The sequence below is a fragment of the Turicibacter sp. genome (assembly GCF_017941855.1).
GTDB lineage: Bacteria > Bacillota_I > Bacilli_A > MOL361 > Turicibacteraceae > Turicibacter > Turicibacter sanguinis.
The window spans coordinates 17,042-39,013 of sequence record NZ_JAGAVR010000122.1; the positions used below are offsets into that span (position 1 = coordinate 17,042).

The window sequence follows — 21,972 nt, forward strand, 5'->3', positions numbered from 1 at the left end:
CTCCTTACTCTTCTTGTTGAATTAATTGTTGATAACTACTCGAAATATCATCATAGTTAAATCCCTTACGCATCAGGGCATTTACAATTTTAACTTTCTTATCATAACCGCTTAATGCCTGATGTCTTCTAAATAACTTTTCCATTTCTTTAACTAAAATGCGTTGATCTGAGTCTTCATCTTCAAATTCAATCTGATTAATCGCCTTCTCAATCACAAAGCGACTAAATCCTTTATTCATTAAATGCTGAGATACTTTTTGCTTTATAAAATGTGGACCATATTTCGTATTAGTTTTAAGCACCTGATTTGCTAATTTCATTGCATTTTCAAGCTGAGTGTCATCATCATATAATTTCAAATGCTTGTCAATTAAACGAGAGGAAACTCCTTTTTTCAATAGATCCTGAGAAATACCAGCTGGACCCTTTTTCCCCATAATCGAATGGTGCGAAATATAAGATATAGCATACTGTTCATCATTTAATAATCCAACGTTCGTTAAACGCTCCAGTACCTCTTTAATCATTAAAGATTCATATTCTTTAAGTTCTAGTTTTTGATAAATTTCTGCAGTGGTATAAGATTTACGACTTAAAAGATTTAAGGCGTACTGATAAGCACGTCCTAAATCTAATTTCGATTGAAGCTCTTCATAAATCGCTTCATCTAATTCCTTTCCCGCTACTAATCGATATTTTAAAACAATCTCTTCATGAACCGCTAAAACTTGAGTTAATCCTGATTCATCTAAAATCGTAACTTCATAGTCTAATCCTTTTAAATGCTCAAGCTTTAAAACTTTATAACACTTGTTGTTCATAATATTCTTCACTATCTTTTAACACATCTTCTACAATATTCTTAGCAGAATAAGGACGTGATAATTGGTTAATATTCTGTTTCATTTCTTCAAGCATTCCCTCTTCATTTAAAATAATGAGTACATGATAAATTAACTCAGATTCACTTGAAACGATGACAGATGCTCCTTTTTCTTCAAAATAACGGGCATTTTCAAGTTCTTGCCCATAAACAGGATTATATAAAATAACTGGGACTGACTTTACCGCGGCTTCAGTTAATGAAATACCTCCCGGCTTAGTCACCATTAAATCAGCGATATCTAAGAGTTCATTCATCTCTTTACAATATCCTAACACTTGTAAGTTAGCGTAACCGGCTTTAACTTCCATCATTTTCTCATACATTTTATGATTGTTTCCACAAACCACTACAACTTGGATCTCCGGTTGTGATGCTAAACGAGTGGCAATCTCATCAACATGAGAAACAACACCGTATGCTCCAGCAGAAACGACAACCGTTCGTTTATTAGGATCTAACTGATATTTTTCATAGATTTCAGATTTAGGATGTTTTTTATAAAATTTAGAATTGATTGGTATTCCTGTTAACATGAATTGGTTTTGAGAAAGTCCATTTGCAACGCCCCAAGCAACCATTTTATTACTTGCAACATAATGGCGACGAGCTCCTTTATACAACCATAATCCACTCGCATAATAATCAGTAATAACTGTGTAAATAGGAATTTTAAATCCCTTTTCTTCAAGTGTATATAAAGACGTTACCGGAAACACACTGATAATAGCATCAGGTTTAAACGAATTAATCTTATTGCGAAGTGAGCGAATTCCGAATTCTAAATAAGGTTTTAAAATTTTAGCATGAATTGAATCATGAATAGCATAGCTTGAACCGTAATATAACATACGATAAAGATCTTTTCCAATTGGTTTATATGTTTTTAAATACGCCTTTTGTAAAGTTTTTGATAAAGTCGGAAATTCTTCAGAATATAAATCATATTCCTCTACAATTACATTTTCATGTTTCATAAACTCTTCAGTTAGAGCGCTAGAAACTTGCAAATGCCCACTTCCAAACGGAGCTGTTAATATTAATACTTTCGTTGAACGAGTCATTTTTCCCTCTCCTTCTTTATTTAGATAATATTAAAGTTGAAAGACTAATCAATATAATAGCACAAATTAATAGTTGTATCTATATTGTTCCTTTAACTTACCACTCTTAGACATAAAAACTCTTTTTTCTTAAGAATTTTTAAGTTTTAAACTAGTTCAGAAAATAAAACCATCTCAATATTTAATAACGTATTAATCTATAATCAATTATCATTTGATTATCCTATTTTTATTCAGTACTAACTTGATAAAAAGGGGACCTCCAGTATCTAAAGGTCCCCATTTAATTATTTTGATTTGTATGGGACATTTAAATATTGGAGTGTCGCTTTAACCACAGCTTCTCCCCACTTCTCATAATTAGCCTTCCATTCATTGCTATCTTTCACATTATCGATATAAGCATATTCAATTAACATGGTTTCAGGACCATAGTTTGGAATAGCTTTATAATTATCATTATACTTTAATAAAGTAGAAGCTTGTGTCGCTTTTCCACCTGTTTCACGAATAATATATAAATAATCCATATAATCATTTTGGCAACCATATGTCGTTACATAGTCAGAATCTTTACATAAATAGTACTTTTTATAAGATCCCTCTGACACTCTAAACTCACTTTTTTCTGAATCTCGTGGACCCTGACCTGCTGCAGTTAAAGCAGAAGCTACAAGTTCTCCCCATTCATTGGTCGCAGAAACTGGCGTATAAACTTCAAACCCTTCTAATGATTTATCATAAGAATTTAAATGATTTGAAATCATGTATTTAGGTTGGTATTGATACGCCTGTTCAACTCGCCCCTCTTCATAATAAGGAGATTCATTATAATCAAAGTTTCCTTTTCCAGCTGGATCTAGATCTTCCGTTCTCGTCATCTTAACTTTCAATCCATGATCTTCTAAACGAGACGTAATATAGTTTGCAATTTTAAGTACTTCTTCTGCTTCTAATAAATTATTGAATGCTGTTCCTGTATCCAATCCACCATGCCCTGGATCTATTAAAATATCATAGACACCCTCTGGTAACTCAGTCACATCTTTCACATCAATAGCTAGCATTCCTTGGTACGTCTTAACTTCGATATGCTTTGCAATGCCATCTCTTTGAATCGTATACCATTCATCAAACACTTTTTCATGTGTATAAATCGGTTCATTATTAAAATATAAATAATATCGCCCTGCTTCTAAATTTGCTAACTGAATTCCTTTATTTGTCTCACTTTCATACTTTTCATTAACAACTTCTACACCTTCATGATTAACTAATTGATAAGTTTCAATCGTTTCAGCTGGCGTATTCACCTTAACATGTAATGACTCTGCATAAAAGTTATGCTCAACATAATCATAATGCTCTAATTGCTCATTAATTAGGATTAAATCTTTCCCTTCAAATGTTGGCGTTAAGGCACCCTGAGTTGAATGATTCAGTGTTGTTTTAGCATCTTCATCTTGAACAGTTGATGTAAAAATAACCCCTGATTGTTCCCCACTAAAAACAAGAGATAAAGCATGATATTCCTCTAAAGATACAATTGGAATCTCAACTTTAATACGAAGCGTATCCCCTTCTTTATTCATTTCCTTTGGAATAAACGATTCTAACACTTCTTCTTTAGAAGAAATTAATTGATAGCTTAATGATTTTAAATTTAAACTTTTTAGTTCTTGTTGATTTAAAACATGATCAAACGTCAGCCCATTGTCATCCATCAAAAAATTTTCAATCGATTGAGTAAATCGTTGATTATCTTTTTGTGTTGTAATCGTCTTTTTCAATGTATTCGAAAAGGCTAGCCCTTTTTTCTTTGCTTTAAACTCAATATGATACGCTGTTTCAGGTTGCTCAAGTTCAACTTCAAATGTCGTTTGACTTGAATCTAACTGATACACTTCATCATTGACTTTAATAACAATATCTTTATATTGCTCTACATCTAATGCTTCCCAACTCATCGTTAAATTAAATGAACTAGCTCCTACTTCCTCATTTAAATCATTTGTTATCGCGAACTGAACCGGTACCTTATCTGTTAACAAAGCTTTTATCCCAAAGAATAAACTCAAAATAAGAAATAAACAAATTAAAATAAAAATACTAAAACGTACTTTATTAATTCTTCTTCGCTTTACTACTCTCTTCTTTCTATATGTATTTCCTCTATATTGATAATTTGTCATTCTCTTCACTCTTTCAAATACAATCTCTTTTTTTACTTCAATTAGTGTTTTCTAAAAATCAATAATCTTACCCAATCAAATGAAGTCCGACAATATTTTATCACAAAAAAGGAAATCATACGTGTTTTTACAAGATATTTCTAAAATTTTGAATTCTTCTTATCCCTTCTTTCAAAACATTATAATCACAACAATAAGATAAACGAACATAGCCAGAATCCTCTACCTCAAATGCGATTCCTGGAACAAGTGCCACCTTTTCATTTTCTAATAATTTAATCGCAAACTCCTTTGAAGACAATCCATACTCACTCGCATCTAAATACAAATAAAAAGCTCCATCAGGTCTCACAATATTCTTAAAATAAGGCTTCAGATTCTCATATGCATAATCACGATTTCTCTTATAATAAGACCTAATATTATCCACAATCTCCGGATGCTTTAAAGCCTCGATAGCCCCATACTGAGAAACCGTGCTAACCGATGCTACCATATTATGATGTACCAACCCAACTAATTTCATATAGTGACGCGGTCCCATCACATACCCAACTCGCCACCCCGTCATCGCAAAAGACTTCGATAAACCATTCATCACAAACAATCGATTACGCAAATCATGATATTGACTAATAGATGGATACTCTTGATTATCAAACAAAAGCTCTCTATAAATCTCATCAGAAATCACAAAAATCGGTCTATCTTTAATGCACTCATAAATACATGCCAAATCTGATTCAGTCATCAACTTTCCTGTTGGATTACAAGGCGAATTTAAAATGATAGCCTTCGTCTTATCTGTGATCAAACTTAATAACTTCTCTTTTTCAATTCTCATACTTGTTGATAACATATCGTAAGGAACAACTGTACCACCATTCATCTCAGTATTACTTTGATAAAGTACAAATGAGGGATTAAAAACTATTACCTCATCCCCCTCCTCAAGAATAACCTTCAAAACAGCACTAATCGATTCTGAAACACCGCTTGTAATAATCATTTCATCCATCGTATACTCTTGATGAAATTTTTCCTTACAATATGCTAACAGTGCTTCTTTCAACTCAGGAACTCCAAAAAAATTCGCATACCCTAACGAATCTTTCAACAAACGACGATGTAAATCCTTGCGGATTAACTCATACGTCTCATGAAATAAATGAGGCTCCCCAAGTGTAAAATCAACGACATCATCATAGGAATCTGCTAAATTCTTCATTTCCCTGATAATCGAAGGATGGACCGTATTCAACCTTTCATTTACTCTCATCTTCATTGATTTATCTCCCTCCTCTATAACTAAACTATATGACTCAAAAACAAAAAATAGTCATAAGCTCATGCTCATGACTATTTTTTTAAAATGTTAACTACATTATACAAACTTGATATGAAATTTAAGACTCAAACTGAGCATCAATTTTAGATTCATTATTCATCAAAATCAGGATCAATATTTAATTCAAAATAGAATTTAACTCCCCGCTCCGTATTCATAACGCCGTAATTACTTTGATGCAACTCTAAAATCTTACTCACAATCAATAATCCAAGTCCTGTTCCACCACTATCACGATTACGAGACTTTTCTAAACGATAAAATGGCTCCCAAATTAAATCTAACTCATTTTCAGGAATAAAAATCCCTGTATTCTCAATTTCAAAACGTGCCGTTTTATCATAACGCTCAATCGTTATATAAATCGCCTCATCAGAAGAAGTATACCGAATTGCATTCGAATAAAGATTCATTACAACGGTCATAATCTGATCAGAATCTGCCTCAACATAAACATCATCTAAATCAGTCAACACATTTAAATGCTTCTCCTCAGCTAAATGACTCATCTTCTTATGAACATGCTCCACCAACATCTTCAAATTAAAACTACTTAAATCTAACTCATCCGGCTTCGATTCCATTCGCATATAATTAAGCGTATCCTGAACCATCATCGTCATACGATCGACTTCTTCAATAATTGAATCAACCTGAACGGTCATCTCATCTTTAGTCAAAGGCTTTGATTTAACGCGATTCGCAATCCCCTTAATAATCGTCAACGGCGTCTTTAATTCATGTGAAATCGTCGCAAAGAAATTAGATCGCATCTGCTCAAATTCACGTTCTCTTGCAATATCATCCTTTAGTCTTTCATTAGCTGCCTTTAACTCACTTAACGTATTATGAAGATTATCACTCATCACATTAATATTTGTTGCTAAATCCTTTAACTCATCATCAGAACTAACCTGACACTTCTCAGAAAAATCGATATTCGCAATATTCGTTGTAACCCGCTTCATATGCAATAATGGCTTTGTAATATGCTCGGTTAACCAAATCGCAAATACTAAAACTAAAATTGCTAAAATCATAAAAATAAAAATATAATAGTTTGTAAAAACGGCTAACATCTCCCCTAAAACTTGTAATGAATAGGTAAACTTTAAAATCAATTGTTGACCTTCTTTAAACGTTACCGTCGTATAATAATGAAATGACGTCACATTCTCAACTCTAGAAGATTCAAAGAAAATATCATTCTCAGCTAATCGATCTAAATTCAGTTGAGTCGTCGTCGGGCTATAAATATCATACTCTACTAAATGATTATCCTTCACATCATTTAAATATGAAATAAACTCCGGCGAATAAAAATCAATATTTAGCATATCTTCTTTAATTTCATAAACCAACTGATAAATCTGATTTTGTTTATAACTTGGATAAGCAAAATCATAAAAATAATATTGAGCCGCAATATCTAAACTAATCGTCGCAAAAAATAATCCGAATAATAATAAAAAGATTTTAGTCGCTAAACGCAAAACTAGATCACCTCAAACTTATATCCAACCCCAAAAACAGTATGAATATATCGTGCGTAATTTCCTAGTTTTTTACGAATTTTTTTAATATGTGTATCGACTACACGAGTATCGCCAAAATAATCAATCCCCCATACCGCATCTAAAATGCGATCGCGATCTAGTGCAATACGATGATTTTCAATTAAAAAGACAAGTAAATCAAATTCTTTTGGTCTAAAATCAATTAACTCATTATCGATACGTACTGTACGTGATAACTTATTAACGACAAGTCCATCAAAAGCTAACTCATAAGTTGTTACTTCATCTTCCTCATTCGTACGAGCCAATAATCGATTAATTTTTGCTAATAAAATTTTATTTTCAAAAGGCTTAGTAATATAATCATCAACTTTTAAATCATAACCCTTCACTTGATCTTCAACACTTGAACGTGCTGTTAAAATCATAATTGGAACCTTAGAAACCGATCTAATCTCTTTTAATACTGAAAAGCCATCTTTTCCTGGCATCATTAAATCTAATAATGCTAAGTCAATTTGTTGTGAATGAAATAAACGTAAAGCTTCCTCCCCATCTTTCGCTTCAATTACTTCAAAATAATCGCCTAAAAAATCAACTAAAATCTCTCTAATTTTCACTTCATCTTCTGCTACTAATACTTTATATCTAATACTCATCTCAACACTCTCCAATAGTGAACAAAATAATCTATTTAAAATTTAACATAAATGAATACATTTTGTACACACGAAAAACATAGTTTTTTTTATTAATATAATATATAGCTTTTTTTCAGAATGGAGTATTCAACATGAAAAACAATCAATATCCAATTAAAAAGATACTTGGCTATATCTTATCTATTAGTAGTATCCTTTTTATTTGCATCATATTCTATCAACTGCACTCAAAAGATTTAAAAATAAATAGTCATCAGCAAAATCAAATTTATTCTAATTCTTATTCAACCGAAATGACATCTCATTCTGTTAACAATACATGTGAAATCGTCATATCAGAAAAAGATGATGATTATATTAAAGCCTTGCAAACTGATTTTCCAAATTGTAAAATTATTGAAAAGAACGACTTGTTTCAATTCGATTTAATTAACTATCTCTCAAACTTATTTAATTAATTTAAAAGGACTGCCTAGGCAGTCCTTCTTTTAACTCTTATTTTTCAAAATAACTAGTCATAGAAGAAGCAACAGATACTAATTCATCTTCTTCTAATGTTTCAGAAACTAAGAAAAACTCTACTCCACGATCAACCCAAGTAATTGAATTGTCGCTTAAAGCTCCAATTGTTCCGTTAATTAAAACAGGCTCTCCTGCCACTGTTTCAAGATTACCAGTTTCTGAATAAGAAGCTGGTTCTTGAATCATTGTGAAGTCTTTATCTCCATCGAACGTCATAATAATACGTTCACCCATTTCAGTTTCAATTGATTGTTTATTTGAAAGAGTTGTTCCCTCTGGTAAATATGAAGGATACAATTCACCTGTTAATGTGTTAATTACACCTTCGCCCATTGTTTCTTGAGAATACTCCATTGTTTGTTGACAATCAAAATATCCATCAGCTAAATCCTCATTAAATTTGAATGATGTAAATTTCATTGAAACGCGTGGTGTTCCCTCCGCATCCATCACATACACTTCAGTTGGTGTTAATGATTTTTTATCAAACACCACTTTTTGTGTTGTTAAATCACGATTTCCATGATAATTAGCTACTGTCTCAAATGTATAGCAATCGTCTTCAGATAAGAATGAAGTTTCAGTATCATTTAAGATATCTGATAATAATGATTGATATAAATACACTTGTGAACTTGATAATGGCCAATCACTTTGGAATTTAAATTGTTTGTTTAACGCTGGTGTTAAAACATAAACTCCATCGTCATTTTTTAAGATGATTTGTTCATTGTTAGTTGTTTCATTTTTCAATGTTACTTTGTAGTAATTTGGTTGTTGGTAAGCCACTTCTACGTTGTATTGATACATTTGTCCATTATTATCAACTTCCATAACCCCAGTTGCATAATAAGACTTCGCATCGTCGAGATTACTTGTTAACTTATCTACGACGTCTTGCTGTGACATTTCTCCGCATCCTGCTAATAGCACGGTAAGCATTACTGCGAACACTAAACATAATTTCTTCATCGCTATCCACCTCTTTATTAAGTTCATTTCAATAAATAATATGAATTCGATATTTAATTTATGCTTTCTAATACATAAAACTACCATATTAATTAAATACTAATAATATTCAAAACGAAAGGAGCATCGAAGATGGCTATTATTCAGCGTATTGCATTAGTTCTAACAATTATTGGTGCAATAAATTGGGGACTAATTGGATTTTTTGAATTTGATTTAGTTGCTTACTTATTTGGTGGGCAAACAGCAATTATTTCAAGAGTTATTTATGGATTAGTTGGAATCGCAGGACTTATAAATATTGCTCTACTCTTCTCTAGTAGAAATGACTAATAATTAAAACCAGTTGCACTGATAGGCAACTGGTTTTAATTTGATTCTACAACAACAAATGCCACTGCATATTGTTCGCAATGACTTAAACTCAAATGAATGTCTTCTAACTGAGGCTTATCTAAATATGGTTTTCCATTTTCATCATTTAAAATACTAAACTCAGTATATGATTTGCCATCACAGTAAGTTCCAAGAGCCTTATATAACGCTTCTTTTACTGCCCAGCGTCCGGCTAAAAACTCATGTTGTCTTTTCTCAGATTTAAAATTTAAAAATAGTTGATACTCATCATTGCTTAGTAACTTTTTAACAAATCTTTCTTTATGATTTAAAGAACTGATACGATTAATCTCAACAATATCTGTTCCAATTCCTTTCAACATTTCAGATCCTCCCTGTATTTTTCTTTTATTATACCTCATGTTAACTTTAAACAAAAAGAGAGAATCAAACAATTGATTCTCTCTTTTATAAAGCTAAATAATTAGTATGGCATTCCACCCATTTCAGGCATTGCAGGTGCGGCCTGTGGCTTTTCAATTTCAACAACTGCAGCTTCTGCTGTTAAGAATGAAGCAGAAATACTTGCCGCATTTTGAAGTGCTGAACGTGTTACTTTTGTTGGGTCAACAATTCCAGCTTTGAACATATCAACAAACTCATCAGTTGCCGCATTATATCCAAATCCAGTTTCTAATTCTTTTAATCGATACACAATAACTGATCCATCGATTCCTGCATTTTCAGCAATTTGGCGTACTGGAGCTTCTAATGCCTTTAAAACAATTTTAACTCCTGTCGCTTCATCACCTTTAGCATCAATTCGAGCTACTTCATTATAAATATTCATATAGGCTGTTCCACCACCAGCAACAATTCCTTCTTGAACCGCTGCACGTGTTGCATTTAACGCATCTTCGATACGTAATTTACGCTCTTTCAATTCTGTTTCAGTTGCAGCACCTACTTTAATAACCGCAACTCCACCGCAAAGTTTTGCTAAACGTTCTTGTAATTTTTCACGATCAAATTCAGACGTTGTATTTTCAAGTTCTGCACGAATTTGAGCAATACGAGCTTGAATATCAATTTGTGATCCGGCACCTTCAACCATCGTTGTATGATCTTTTGTTACAATAACACGTCCTGCATGACCACATTGATCAAGAGTTGTATTTTTTAACTCTAATCCTAGCTCTTCAGTGATTAACTCTGCACCCGTTAAAATTGAAATATCTTCAAGCATACGTTTACGACGATCTCCAAATCCAGGAGCTTTAATCGCTACAACATTAAATGTTCCACGTAACTTATTTACAACTAAAGCTGCCAACGCTTCATTTTCAACATCATCTGCCACAATCACCATTGGACGACCTGTTTGAACTAATTGTTCAAGAATTGGTAAAATATCTTGTAAAGTCGAGATTTTTGAATCCGTCACTAAAATATATGGATTATCTAAAATTGCTTCCATTTTATCTGTATCAGTTACCATATATGATGATAAATATCCGCGATCAAATTGCATTCCTTCAACAATATCCATTGTTGTTTCGAATCCTTTAGACTCTTCTAATGTAATCACACCATCATTTCCAACACGTTCCATTGCTTCTGCAATTAACTTACCAATTTCCTCATCAGCTGCAGAAATAGCTGCAACATTAGCAATCGATTCTTTTCCTTCAATCGGTTTAGAAGCCGATTTTAATGCTTCAACCGCAACCTTAACAGCGCGTTCCATTCCACGACGAATCGTCATTGGATTTGCACCTGCTACAATATTTTTATTTCCTTCACGAATCATAGCTTGTGCTAAAACCGTAGCCGTCGTTGTCCCATCACCTGCTACATCATTCGTACGACTTGCTACTTGAGCCACTAAACGAGCTCCCATGTTTTCAAACTTATCCTCAAGTTCAATTTCCTTTGCAATCGAAACCCCATCATTAATAATTTGAGGTGCTCCAAATTTTTGCTCAAGGATTACATTTCTTCCTTTAGGTCCAAGCGTTACTTTTACTGTATCAGCTAACTTATCCACACCACGAATCATCGCACGACGAGCATCTTCAGCAAATAAAATTTCTTTTGCCATTAAAATTCCTCCCTTATCACCTATATTTAAACTATTTTAATATCAATTATTCAACAATTGCTAAAATATCCTCAGATGAAACAATCACTAAATCCTTCCCTTGATGGTTGACCTTAGTTCCACCAAATCCATTATAGATAACACGTTGTCCCACCATAACATCAAGTGGTAAACGTTGTCCATTATCAAGAATACGCCCTTCTCCCACAGCCAAAATAACACCTTCAGAATGACTTGGCTTTGCAGCTTCTCTTGAAAGAATAATTCCACTTGCCGTTGTTAGTTCAACTTCTACAACTTCAAGTACAACATGATTATTCAGTGGTTTTAACATAATGTTCCCTCCTCGTTTTAGCACTCAAGATGTAAGAGTGCTACTGTGTTGATTATACAAATACTAATAAATATTGGCAATAGATAAAAACCAAATTCCTATTTATTATAGTCACTCTTTCCATAAATATGCTTAATTTTATTGAGCATTCCAATTATTAAAATGCTACTTGTCGAGAAATGAAAAAAGTTAGAACGATTTAAAATCTTCCTAACTTTTTATTTCTCTAATTTTGTTTTGTCTTTTGATAGATGATTTTCATTCCCTTAAATCCTAAATCTGGATCATAAACATCAATCATATCCGTTTCATTAAAAATAATTCGACCAAGACCCCCAGTTGCAATAACCTTAAGATCCTTGCCAACTTGCTCTTTAACCTTTTTAATAATATATTCAGTTTGTCCAATATATCCAAAGACAAGTCCACCTTGCATGCTTGTAATTGTATTTCGGCACACAATTGACTCAGGCTTTTTGATTTCAATCTCTGGTAATTTAGCAGCTTGAGTCCATAATGCTTGAGCACAAATTTCAATTCCAGGTGAAGTTACGCCAAACTCAAATTCTCCAAATTCATTAACATAATCATACGTTGTCGCCGTTCCGAAATCAATCACTAGCGCAGGTCCTCCATAAATATGATAAGCGGCTGCGATATCTACAATTCGGTCTGCTCCAACCTCTTTTGGATTTTCTGTTTTAATCGAAATACCTGTTTTCACGCCAGGACCTACAATCATCGGCTCTAAGTTAAAATACTTACGAATTCCATTAGTTAAAGAATGCATAACCTTCGGCACAACACTAGAAATTAAGACAGCTTCAATCGATAAAGGGTTAATATCCTTCGTACGGAAAAACGACAAAATCGTAATTCCAAACTCATCTGACGTTCTTTGCATCTTAGTTGTTAATCGAAAATTAGCAATTAGCTCATCTTGATTATACACACCTAATGTAATGTTTGTATTTCCTACGTCAATAACAACTAACATACTTCTCCTCTTTTCTCCATTAACATCGTCATCAGACGACTTAAAATCTCATATCCAACTGCCTCTTTACTCATTAAATCAAGCTTCTCACAGTTCGATTCCGTAATAAATGTAACTAAATTTGTATCTTTATTAAAGCCTGCACCTTCATCTGTTAACTGATTAGCAACAATCATGTCAGCTTTCTTATTTATTAATTTTTTAGTCGCAAACTCGACTAAATTTTCAGTCTCCATTGCGAATCCACAAACCACTTGATGCGGTAATTTATGTTGACCAGCATAAGCTAAAATATCTTGATTCATAACAAATTCTAAAGTCAATCGATCACCAGATTTTTTCAACTTTTGATTTGCAACAGATTCAACACCGTAATCTGAAACAGCTGCTGATTTAATTAAAATATCATACTGAGACTTTAATGAATCGAATACTTCAAACATTTCCGTTGCCGTACGAACGTTAATAACTTCAATTCCCACTGGCTTTCTTAAATTAACCGGACCTGAAATTAACGTTACATTTGCTCCTAAATTTCTAGCTGCGCGGGCTACTGAATACCCCATTTTTCCACTTGAGTGATTCGTAATAAACCGAACCGGGTCTAAATCTTCCTGTGTAGGACCTGCCGTTACAACAACCTTGACTCCTTCAAGTGGCTTTTCTTTAACGATTGCCCATTCAATAGCATCCATAATATCATCTACATCAGCTAATCTTCCGGCACCAATATCACCGCAAGCCAAATAACCGCTGCCTGATTCAATAAATTGCATACCAGCTTCTTTACACATCTTGATATTTCGTTGTGTAATAGGATTAGTTAACATTCCCGTATTCATTGCAGGTGCAATTAATTTAGGACAAGACGCTGCTAAAAATGTTGTTGATAACATATCATCTGCTAATCCATGAGCAAACTTAGCAATACAATTTGCTGATGCTGGAGCCACTACAAATAAATCTGCTCGTTGTGCCAATGAAATATGATTCACATTATACTCAAAATTACGATCGAACGTATCAATTGATACTCGATTATGAGTTAACGTTTCAAATGTTAACGGCTGAATAAACTCGGTTGCATTTTTAGTCATAATCACATGGACATCATAGCCCTTTTTATATAAATTACTAGCAATCTGAGCACTTTTAAATGCTGCAATACCGCCCGTGACACCTAAGACAATCGTCTTTTTGCTCAATTACATCACCTTCTTCATCATCGGCTCTAATACCTTAACTAATGGTGTCGTTACAACAGTGGCTAAAATTGCTTCTAACACACTATTTGTTGTGATAAGTCCCATTAAAAGCACAAATAATTCTGAAACATCTACCCCTTTAGCCGCTGCATAGCTTGGACCAAAGAATAAATAAATCATACCTAAAACTAAAACACTATGCATAATCGTACAGACCAATGCCGTAACAGCACTACCTGCAACATTATGATTTCGTTTCTTAAACCAAGTATATAACAATGCACTCATGACTCCAAGTAATACACGTGGGCCAATTGCGATGACTAAACTCATTAAATTCCCGTGATACTCACCCAATGAATAAAACGGAGTAAATACAAACGATGTAATCGTTGGGGTAATCGTATTAATTAACACACTTCCAAGTCCAAAGACTAAACCAGTTATTGCTCCACCTTTAACGCCAAGTAACATCCCCGCTAAAATAACCGGAATATGCAATGTTGTCGCGCGAATTGGACCAAGTGGAATAAATCCAAGTGGTGTAAACATTAAAACGACCTCAATACTACAAAACATTGTCAGTAAAACTAAAAATTTTGTTTTCTTTCTTGTACTATTCATTTTTCTTCTCCTCCACTGTCGCTTCCTAAGAATGCAACGCATCGAAATTTAAATTTGAATCCATGGTCATTATTTGATTGATGTCTATATGATCACCATCAACTCTCCCCATCTCATCGCTTTTTATTATACTTAGGTTATAACCTTTTTTCAACCAAAACAAAAGATTTTTCCATTATAAACCACAGATTAATTATGACGCTTACATTTACATAATAAAAACTCCTTATTCTTATAAAATTTGCGTCATTTCGACACTTTTTATTCAATAAAAAAGCTTATAATCCTAAAGATTATAAGCTTTTCCCCCTCATATAACATCCCTTATAAATTATCGTCCCGCTTGTTCTTTTTGGAATACATAAAAGAATAACGTTTCTAGTTCCATATTTAAATCAACTTCATGAACTGTAATCTCTTCACTCACATTAATTACTGTTGATGACAAGTTTAAAATCCCTTTGATTCCCAATCCTTCTAATGATGTAGCGACAGCTTGTGCTACCGTTGGTGGTACCGTTAAAATAACATATGTTACTTTATGCTCCTCAATATAATCCTTTAAACTATCTAAATGGTATAAAGGTAAATCGCCGATACATTGTCCCACTAATGACTCATCCGTATCAAACCCAGCAACTAAGTTAACTGGTGTTCTGAAGACGCGTTTTTTGAATTTATCTGAACTAAAATATTTTAATAAGGCACGTCCTAAGTTACCTACCCCAATTAAAACACAGCTTTGAACGTCTTCTGTTTTTAACAAGTTATTGAATGCTTCTAGTACAATTCTAACTTCATAACCATAACCTTGGCGTCCTAATTCACCTAAATATGAAAAATCACGACGAATTGTAGCTGAATCGATTCCAATTTTTTGGCTCAATTCGCTTGATTGAATTCGTTTTACCCCCATCTCATCTAATTCAACGAAACAGCGACGGTATAATGCTAATCTTTTTATTGTTGCATTCGGAATATTTGATAGCATAAAAAACCTCCTTTACCATATTAAAATAATATCATGAAAATAATGCAATGTGAATACTGTCACGAGCATAAAACGTCTATATGTTAAATTACTTCAAAAATCGTCCCTTATTTACATTAGTGTCCGTTGCACATCTTGAGATTAAGCATTATACTTATTATTAAAGTCACAGAGTTTTTAATAACCTCATAACCTTAAAAACTAAATTCAAACAACGTAACTTTTTAAAGGAGATAGACCATGATTTTATTACAAACAAGTAAATTGACGAAACTCTATTCAGGAACGCCAATTCTTGAAAACGTCCAATTTGAAGTCAAAAAGGGTGAGCGCATAGCAGTTGTTGGACGTAATGGAGCTGGAAAATCAACACTACTAAAAATGATTGCAGATGAAATTGACTTTGACTCAGGTGAAATCCATAAACCCCAAAGCGTCATCCTTGGTTATTTTGCACAATCAAGCCATGTTAATTCAGACGATACTATTTATAATGAAATGTTAAAAGTATTTAGTAAAACACTTCAATTAAAGAAACAATTAGAAGAATTAAGTTTAAAAATGGCTGAAATTGATCCTACAACTGAAGCCTACCTAAAAATTATCGAACAATACCAAAATATGAATCACCAATTTGAATTAATGAGTGGCTACACCTATGAAGCTGAAATTAATAACATTTTAAATCGATTCAAATTCAATGAAATTGGTTTTGACCAAAAAATTTCAAACTTAAGTGGAGGACAAAAAACCCGCTTAGCGTTAGCAAAACTTCTACTTCAAAAACCAGATATCTTAATTCTCGATGAGCCAACCAACCACTTAGATATTGATACAATTGAATGGTTAGAAGGATACCTAAAAAAATATTCAGGCGCCGTTGTTATCGTATCCCACGACCGTTTCTTTATCGACCAAATTGCTACAACTATTTATGAAATTGAATATAGAAAATGTACGAAATACAAAGGAAATTACTCAGACTATATCGACCAAAAAGCCGTTGCTTATAGCTCTTTAATGAAACAATACGAAAAGCAACAAAAAGAAATCTCAAAAATGGAAGACTTCATTAGCCGTAATATCGTTCGTGCCTCTACGACAAAGCAAGCCCAATCTCGACGTAAAAAACTTGAGAAAATGGAACGTATTGAAATACCTAAAATTAACGATAAATCAATTGGAATCACATTTGAAATTGACCGTCGCAGTGGAAATGACGTTTTAAAAGTAGAAAATTTAAGCGTTGGGTACGACAATCAGGTGATTACAGACGATTTAAACTTTCAAATTAATCGACTTGATCGAGTAGCTTTAATCGGTCCTAATGGAATCGGAAAATCAACTATTTTGAAAACAGTTGCACAAACCCTTCCCCCACTTAAAGGAGATATCTATTATGGAAAAAGCTTAGATATGGGATATTTCGATCAAGAGCAGGCTAACCTAAACTCTAGCAATACAGTCTTAAATGAAGTTTGGAATTGTTTCCCTGGACGACTTGAAAAAGATATTCGTACCTTACTTGGAAACTTTTTATTTACAGGTGATGATGTCTTTAAAACCGTTAATCAGTTATCCGGTGGAGAAAAAGTTCGACTCACATTATGTAAGCTCATGCTTGAAAAAAACAACTTCTTATTACTCGATGAGCCGACTAACCACTTAGATATTGATAGTAAAGAAATGCTTGAATTATCACTTGAAGACTATGAAGGGACTGTCTTCTTCATCTCTCATGACCGTTACTTCATCGATAAAATTGCGACACGTGTTTTAGAGGTTACTCCACATGGTGTAACTTCATATATTGGAAACTATTCAGACTACACTGAAAAAAAACAACAATTAGCTGAAAAAGAAGCAGCACTACAAGCCGAAAACTCTAAGAAAAATGATGAACCAACCATAACTGATTATCAAAAACAAAAAGAGCAACGTCGCTTAGAGCAACAACGTAAACGTCAATTAGAAGATATCGAAACAAAAATTTCAGAATACGAAGAAGAATTAGCTTATAATCAAGCTGAACTCTTCAAAGAAGAAGTTTACCTTGATACACAAAAATCAGCGGAAGTTCAATCACGCATTGAAGAACTTGAACAATTATTAGCTGATGCAATGGAAACATGGGAATCACTAGCGTAACCAAAAAAAGTCTCGAAAATCGAGACTTTTTTTCTATATTTTTAGAATATTGCGATAATCCGCTGAATATAATGTAACAAAAGGGGGAGTGCTAAATGTCACGTGGAATTAATAAAAATACCACTTATGACAGAATCGCAAGTCATTGGACAAAAGTCGGACATCGTGAATGGGCAAAAGCATTAAATAATGAAGGAGGCATCCATTATAAAAATGCTCGTGAAGCTTATGCAAAAGCTAATCGTGCACGTCATGCTGCGAGAAATAAATAATCTAACCACCTATAACTCTATCTACACAGATAGAGTTTTTTATATAATGAGATCTCGAAACAATTACCTTTACACTATTAATATAAATCACTCTCAATAACTAAGAATTCATTTGTTCTTTTTAAATATTTAAACATAAAAAAATTGGTATACCTCTCGATATACCGATTTAAAGACTATAAAGATTGTAATTCCATTCCTGGCATTCCATTCATATCAAGACCACTACGATGTCCTTTTAAATAAGCTTGTGTTCCGGCAGCTCCAATCATTGCTGCATTATCTGTACAAAGAGATAATGGCGGAATCGTTAACTTTACATCAGAATTTTTCGATACAGCCTCTTCAAGTGCATGACGCAATCCCTTATTAGCTGATACTCCACCAGCTACAATAATCTGTTTAACACCATACTGACGGGCAGCACGCATCGTTTTCTCTACTAATACCTCAACAACACTCGCTTGAAAACTTGCTGCTAAATTTTGTGGAACAATCTCTTGCCCACGTTGCGTAGCATTATGAACCGTATTAATAACCGCAGACTTTAATCCTGAGAAACTAAAATCATACGCCTCTTTGTCTAACCAAACACGAGGTAATTTATATATATCCTCACCCTCAGCTGCTAAACGATCAATATGAGGCCCACCTGGATACGGTAATTTTAACGTACGAGCAACCTTATCATATGCCTCACCCACAGCATCATCTAATGTTTCACCAATCACTTCAAAATCATAATGATCTTTCATATAAACTAATTCAGTATGACCACCAGACACAACTAAAGCCAATAACGGAAACTCTAAAGGTTCTACTAACTGATTCGCATAAATATGACCTGCAATATGATGAACTCCCACTAACGGAATATTATGAACAAATGATAACACCTTAGCTGCATTAATTCCAATTAACAATGATCCTACTAATCCTGGACCCTCTGTCACAGCAATCGCATCAATATCACTCCATGTTACGTTAGCCACCTCTAAAGCTTCCTCAAATACACCCGTTATACTCTCAACGTGATGACGACTCGCAACCTCTGGAACAACACCACCGAAGCGTTGATGACTCTTAATTTGTGATGCTACAATATTGGCTAAAATCTCAGTACCATTTTTAACAACAGCAACACTCGTTTCATCACAACTACTCTCTACTGCTAATACTAAAACATCTTTTTTCATTCAAACCACCATTTCTATGTATTAAAATAATAAACCATCAATAAAGCATCTTCACCATCTGAATAATAATTCTTTCGTACGCTCGCACGTAAAAACCCACACTTTTCATAAAGTGAAATGGCAGGTTGATTACTCACACGAACCTCTAGAGAAATCGTCTCAGCGAGTAAACACTTCGCATCAGAAATAAACTTATCCATAAGCTTTAATCCATATCCATTTCCACGTTTAGTAGGATTAACTGCAATATAAAATAAATCGCCCATTTCAAATACTAACTGGCCTACTAAATATCCTAAAATCTCACCTTTGTCTTCTAGTACAATTCCATAATGAAACATCTTTTCTGCTGCATAATCAACAAAATTAAAACTCTGATGAAAAAGTTCTTCATGTATTTGATTTAATACAGAAATATCCGATTCCTTCATCTTTCTAATCATCATACTATCCCTACTTCTTCTGTTCTAATAGCCAATTCATTTCAGCTTCAGGCAAACGATGATATTTAGGTACAAATAAATGAATATTCTCAACTGGTTTAACATCTTTAGCACATTTTATAAGCATACTCGCATGTGGGATATTTAACTCCTCATCAGTCGTTTGAACTGCCTGTTCTCCCAAATATTCAACAATTAAATCCCAATAGCGACTTACATCATTGCCAAGGAAATACATTGTTTTAGGACTTTCCTTTAAATGCTCCAATAATTGACGTAATTCATAGTGTCCATCTTCTAAAACAACATTATGAGTTTTACCATCATATACACCTGCAAATACAGTCTCACGTCGAGCATCAAATAATGGAATAATTAATCCTTCTTCTTCAATATTTCGAGCTATGACCGCAAGGCTAGAAATCCCGACTAACTCTTTTTCTAATGTCCATGCTAACATCTTAGCTACCGTAACACCAATTCGTACACCTGTATAAGAACCTGGTCCTTCTGCAACAACAATACGATCTAATTGTTGTGGAGTAGCATGTACTTGCTTAAATAAGTCTTGAATTGCTGGCATTAATTTTTTTGAATGATCATTCTTTGTGGCCTCAGTAAGCTCTGCTAAAGTCTCACCATCCTTAACCAATGCAATAGATAAAATTGTATTCGATGTATCAATTCCTAAAACGAACATTAATTTAACTCCTCACTAACTGTTTCATATTCAGATCCGATTGGCAATAATTCAATACGACGCTCAAACTCTCCATCACGGAATATTTTAATATCTAGTCGCTCATTTGGTAGTAAATCTTCAATCATACTAGCCCATTCAATCACGCAGACTCCTTCACCATATAGATAGTCATCTAGTCCAATTTCATCAGCACCATTTTCCAAACGATACACATCCATATGATATAAAGGTAACCGACCTTGATATTCTTTAATTATCGTAAATGTTGGACTATTAACATTACGTTTAATATCCAATCCTTTAGCTAACCCTTTAGTAAAAGTAGTTTTTCCAGCTCCTAAGTCTCCTTCCAATGTTAAAATCATGCCTGGCTTAACCCATTTTCCAATTGCATAAGCTACTTTTTGTGTTTCTTCTACTGATTGTGTCTTAATAACATGCTTCATCTAATCACCTATAATTATTATATCTACTAAATTTAGTATGGATTTTATATTTGCTACATTTTCAAAATAAATTAATAAACTATAAACTATTATAGCATAAGTTTTTACATTAATTACATTCAATAAAAAAAGGATAGATTTAATATCTATCCTCTTAAAAAAACAATTCATATATAGCCAAAATCATAATCATTATACTTGCTACATATTCGGCATATTGAACCGTTTTTTCACTAAGAAAATTATAAGTTAAATGACATCCACCCCCTATAAAAACGACACTTAAAACTAAACATGTTATAGAAGTAAGTAGAATATTTAGACCGGTCAAAGAAGCACCAACACCTAACCCAATATTATTAATACACAAAAATAATCCAAGCATAAGTGCCTCTTTTACCTCAATTGTCTTAGAGTGGTCTTTATCAAACGTCTCAGCTAAATCCGCTACATTTGTCATCAATGCTTCTTTTTGTTTTCTTGCATTTAATTGTTTATATAAAGCTTGATAAAACATATATAATCCGAATAAGAATAATAAGACACTCCCTAAATAGGTTGCCACAGATTCAACTAAAAATATATCAAATAACTGGCCTGTATACATTCCAATCATCGTTCCCAAACAAGAAATAATACCTACAATAAGATTACACATGAAATTAATCTTAACTTTTCTAGCTCCATAGCTGAGACCTATGATTAACCCATCACAGGTAACTGCAGCAGAGAATAATAATATTGATAAAAAATACATGATAAATCCCTACTTTCGATATGTTACATGTTAATATATGAACAAATCGAAAGTAGGGAACTTACATAACTATATTAATTTTTAAACGCAAAAAAAGCACTATTTAAGTGCTTTTTATTTCTTTGGCCCAGCAACGTCCTACTCTCGCACTTGCGTACTACCCTCGGCGCTAAGGAGCTTAACTTCTGTGTTCGGTATGGGAACAGGTGTGCCCTCCTTGCCATCGTCACTAGACCTTTTGGAGATTCTTTCGTTAA

At 33.4% G+C, this 21,972-nt stretch carries 23 protein-coding genes and 1 rRNA gene; 4 read left to right on the forward strand and 20 right to left on the reverse strand.

Annotated features, from left to right (window positions below; translation table 11 throughout):
• Positions 1 to 4: 4 nt before the first annotated feature.
• The 6 genes from J6D32_RS13105 to J6D32_RS13130 form a co-directional block, all read right to left on the reverse strand.
• Positions 5 to 823: a RecX family transcriptional regulator gene (locus J6D32_RS13105; RefSeq protein ID WP_006783488.1), complete on the reverse strand. Its 819-nt coding sequence runs from the start codon at positions 821 to 823 to the stop codon at positions 5 to 7.
• Positions 804 to 1,949: an MGDG synthase family glycosyltransferase gene (locus J6D32_RS13110; RefSeq protein WP_055165736.1), complete on the reverse strand. Its 1,146-nt coding sequence runs from the start codon at positions 1,947 to 1,949 to the stop codon at positions 804 to 806. Before J6D32_RS13110 ends, J6D32_RS13105 begins: the two co-directional genes overlap by 20 nt.
• Before the next feature lie 287 nt (positions 1,950 to 2,236).
• A complete protein-coding gene (locus J6D32_RS13115; RefSeq protein ID WP_055165739.1) occupies positions 2,237 to 4,141 on the reverse strand; it encodes an N-acetylmuramoyl-L-alanine amidase family protein in 1,905 nt (634 codons plus the stop codon).
• 127 nt (positions 4,142 to 4,268) lie between these two features.
• Positions 4,269 to 5,426, reverse strand: coding sequence for a pyridoxal phosphate-dependent aminotransferase (locus tag J6D32_RS13120; protein WP_055165742.1), 1,158 nt, complete (start codon positions 5,424 to 5,426; stop codon positions 4,269 to 4,271).
• Between the two features lie 155 nt (positions 5,427 to 5,581).
• Complete coding sequence (locus J6D32_RS13125; RefSeq protein WP_055165745.1) at positions 5,582 to 6,982, reverse strand: sensor histidine kinase; 1,401 nt, start codon at positions 6,980 to 6,982, stop codon at positions 5,582 to 5,584.
• Between the two features lie 2 nt (positions 6,983 to 6,984).
• A complete protein-coding gene (locus J6D32_RS13130) occupies positions 6,985 to 7,665 on the reverse strand; it encodes a response regulator transcription factor (RefSeq protein WP_006783493.1) in 681 nt (226 codons plus the stop codon).
• 134 nt (positions 7,666 to 7,799) lie between these two features.
• On the opposite strand from J6D32_RS13130, the gene J6D32_RS13135 reads away from it, so the two are divergent.
• A complete protein-coding gene (locus J6D32_RS13135; protein WP_006783494.1) occupies positions 7,800 to 8,126 on the forward strand; it encodes a hypothetical protein in 327 nt (108 codons plus the stop codon).
• A gap of 37 nt (positions 8,127 to 8,163) precedes the next feature.
• On the opposite strand, the gene J6D32_RS13140 is transcribed toward J6D32_RS13135, so the two are convergent.
• Complete coding sequence (locus J6D32_RS13140) at positions 8,164 to 9,162, reverse strand: LolA family protein (RefSeq protein ID WP_006783495.1); 999 nt, start codon at positions 9,160 to 9,162, stop codon at positions 8,164 to 8,166.
• A 132-nt stretch (positions 9,163 to 9,294) separates the two neighbouring features.
• Here J6D32_RS13140 and J6D32_RS13145 point away from each other — a divergent pair, with 132 nt between their 5' ends.
• Entirely contained in the window at positions 9,295 to 9,495 is a 201-nt protein-coding gene (locus J6D32_RS13145; protein WP_006783496.1) for a DUF378 domain-containing protein, read from the forward strand.
• Between the two features lie 35 nt (positions 9,496 to 9,530).
• Here the strand turns inward: J6D32_RS13145 and acpS are convergent, their stop codons facing one another.
• The 7 genes from acpS to J6D32_RS13180 all read right to left on the reverse strand — a co-directional run bounded on the left by acpS (position 9,531) and on the right by J6D32_RS13180 (position 15,750).
• The gene (acpS, locus tag J6D32_RS13150) at positions 9,531 to 9,881 is read right to left on the reverse strand and encodes a holo-ACP synthase (protein ID WP_006783497.1); all 351 of its coding nucleotides are present in this window, start codon (positions 9,879 to 9,881) and stop codon (positions 9,531 to 9,533) included.
• A gap of 101 nt (positions 9,882 to 9,982) precedes the next feature.
• Positions 9,983 to 11,599, reverse strand: a complete 1,617-nt coding sequence (gene groL / locus J6D32_RS13155) for a chaperonin GroEL (protein WP_006783498.1) — start codon at positions 11,597 to 11,599, stop codon at positions 9,983 to 9,985.
• A gap of 46 nt (positions 11,600 to 11,645) precedes the next feature.
• Positions 11,646 to 11,933, reverse strand: coding sequence for a co-chaperone GroES (locus J6D32_RS13160; protein ID WP_009606167.1), 288 nt, complete (start codon positions 11,931 to 11,933; stop codon positions 11,646 to 11,648).
• Positions 11,934 to 12,159: 226 nt separating this feature from the next.
• The gene (locus J6D32_RS13165) at positions 12,160 to 12,930 is read right to left on the reverse strand and encodes a type III pantothenate kinase (RefSeq protein WP_006783500.1); all 771 of its coding nucleotides are present in this window, start codon (positions 12,928 to 12,930) and stop codon (positions 12,160 to 12,162) included.
• Complete coding sequence (gene coaBC / locus J6D32_RS13170) at positions 12,924 to 14,135, reverse strand: bifunctional phosphopantothenoylcysteine decarboxylase/phosphopantothenate--cysteine ligase CoaBC (RefSeq protein WP_006783501.1); 1,212 nt, start codon at positions 14,133 to 14,135, stop codon at positions 12,924 to 12,926. The genes J6D32_RS13165 and coaBC overlap by 7 nt, the downstream gene beginning before the upstream one ends.
• On the reverse strand, positions 14,136 to 14,759 hold the full coding sequence (locus tag J6D32_RS13175; protein ID WP_006783502.1) for an ECF transporter S component: 624 nt from the start codon (positions 14,757 to 14,759) through the stop codon (positions 14,136 to 14,138).
• A gap of 331 nt (positions 14,760 to 15,090) precedes the next feature.
• On the reverse strand, positions 15,091 to 15,750 hold the full coding sequence (locus J6D32_RS13180) for a redox-sensing transcriptional repressor Rex (protein WP_006783503.1): 660 nt from the start codon (positions 15,748 to 15,750) through the stop codon (positions 15,091 to 15,093).
• A gap of 240 nt (positions 15,751 to 15,990) precedes the next feature.
• On the opposite strand from J6D32_RS13180, the gene J6D32_RS13185 reads away from it, so the two are divergent.
• Both J6D32_RS13185 and J6D32_RS13190 read left to right on the forward strand, forming a co-directional pair.
• Positions 15,991 to 17,898 (forward strand): ABC-F family ATP-binding cassette domain-containing protein, encoded by a 1,908-nt coding sequence (locus tag J6D32_RS13185; RefSeq protein ID WP_006783504.1) that lies wholly within the window; start codon positions 15,991 to 15,993, stop codon positions 17,896 to 17,898.
• A 95-nt stretch (positions 17,899 to 17,993) separates the two neighbouring features.
• Entirely contained in the window at positions 17,994 to 18,170 is a 177-nt protein-coding gene (locus J6D32_RS13190; RefSeq protein WP_006783505.1) for a hypothetical protein, read from the forward strand.
• Positions 18,171 to 18,346: 176 nt separating this feature from the next.
• Here J6D32_RS13190 and tsaD read toward each other — a convergent pair whose 3' ends face one another.
• From tsaD to rrf, 6 genes are all read right to left on the reverse strand, one after another.
• Positions 18,347 to 19,366: a tRNA (adenosine(37)-N6)-threonylcarbamoyltransferase complex transferase subunit TsaD gene (gene tsaD / locus J6D32_RS13195; protein WP_009606168.1), complete on the reverse strand. Its 1,020-nt coding sequence runs from the start codon at positions 19,364 to 19,366 to the stop codon at positions 18,347 to 18,349.
• 14 nt (positions 19,367 to 19,380) lie between these two features.
• Positions 19,381 to 19,812 carry a ribosomal protein S18-alanine N-acetyltransferase gene (rimI, locus tag J6D32_RS13200; protein ID WP_006783507.1) on the reverse strand — a complete coding sequence of 144 codons (432 nt, stop codon included), beginning with the start codon at positions 19,810 to 19,812 and terminating at the stop codon, positions 19,381 to 19,383.
• Between the two features lie 7 nt (positions 19,813 to 19,819).
• Positions 19,820 to 20,509: a tRNA (adenosine(37)-N6)-threonylcarbamoyltransferase complex dimerization subunit type 1 TsaB gene (tsaB, locus tag J6D32_RS13205; RefSeq protein ID WP_006783508.1), complete on the reverse strand. Its 690-nt coding sequence runs from the start codon at positions 20,507 to 20,509 to the stop codon at positions 19,820 to 19,822.
• Positions 20,509 to 20,958, reverse strand: coding sequence for a tRNA (adenosine(37)-N6)-threonylcarbamoyltransferase complex ATPase subunit type 1 TsaE (tsaE, locus tag J6D32_RS13210; RefSeq protein ID WP_129821683.1), 450 nt, complete (start codon positions 20,956 to 20,958; stop codon positions 20,509 to 20,511). The genes tsaB and tsaE overlap by 1 nt, the downstream gene beginning before the upstream one ends.
• 154 nt (positions 20,959 to 21,112) lie before the next feature.
• Positions 21,113 to 21,715, reverse strand: coding sequence for a sporulation membrane protein YtaF (ytaF, locus tag J6D32_RS13215; RefSeq protein ID WP_155235001.1), 603 nt, complete (start codon positions 21,713 to 21,715; stop codon positions 21,113 to 21,115).
• Between the two features lie 125 nt (positions 21,716 to 21,840).
• Positions 21,841 to 21,949: ribosomal RNA gene (gene rrf, locus J6D32_RS13220) — 5S ribosomal RNA — on the reverse strand.
• Positions 21,950 to 21,972 lie beyond the last annotated feature (23 nt).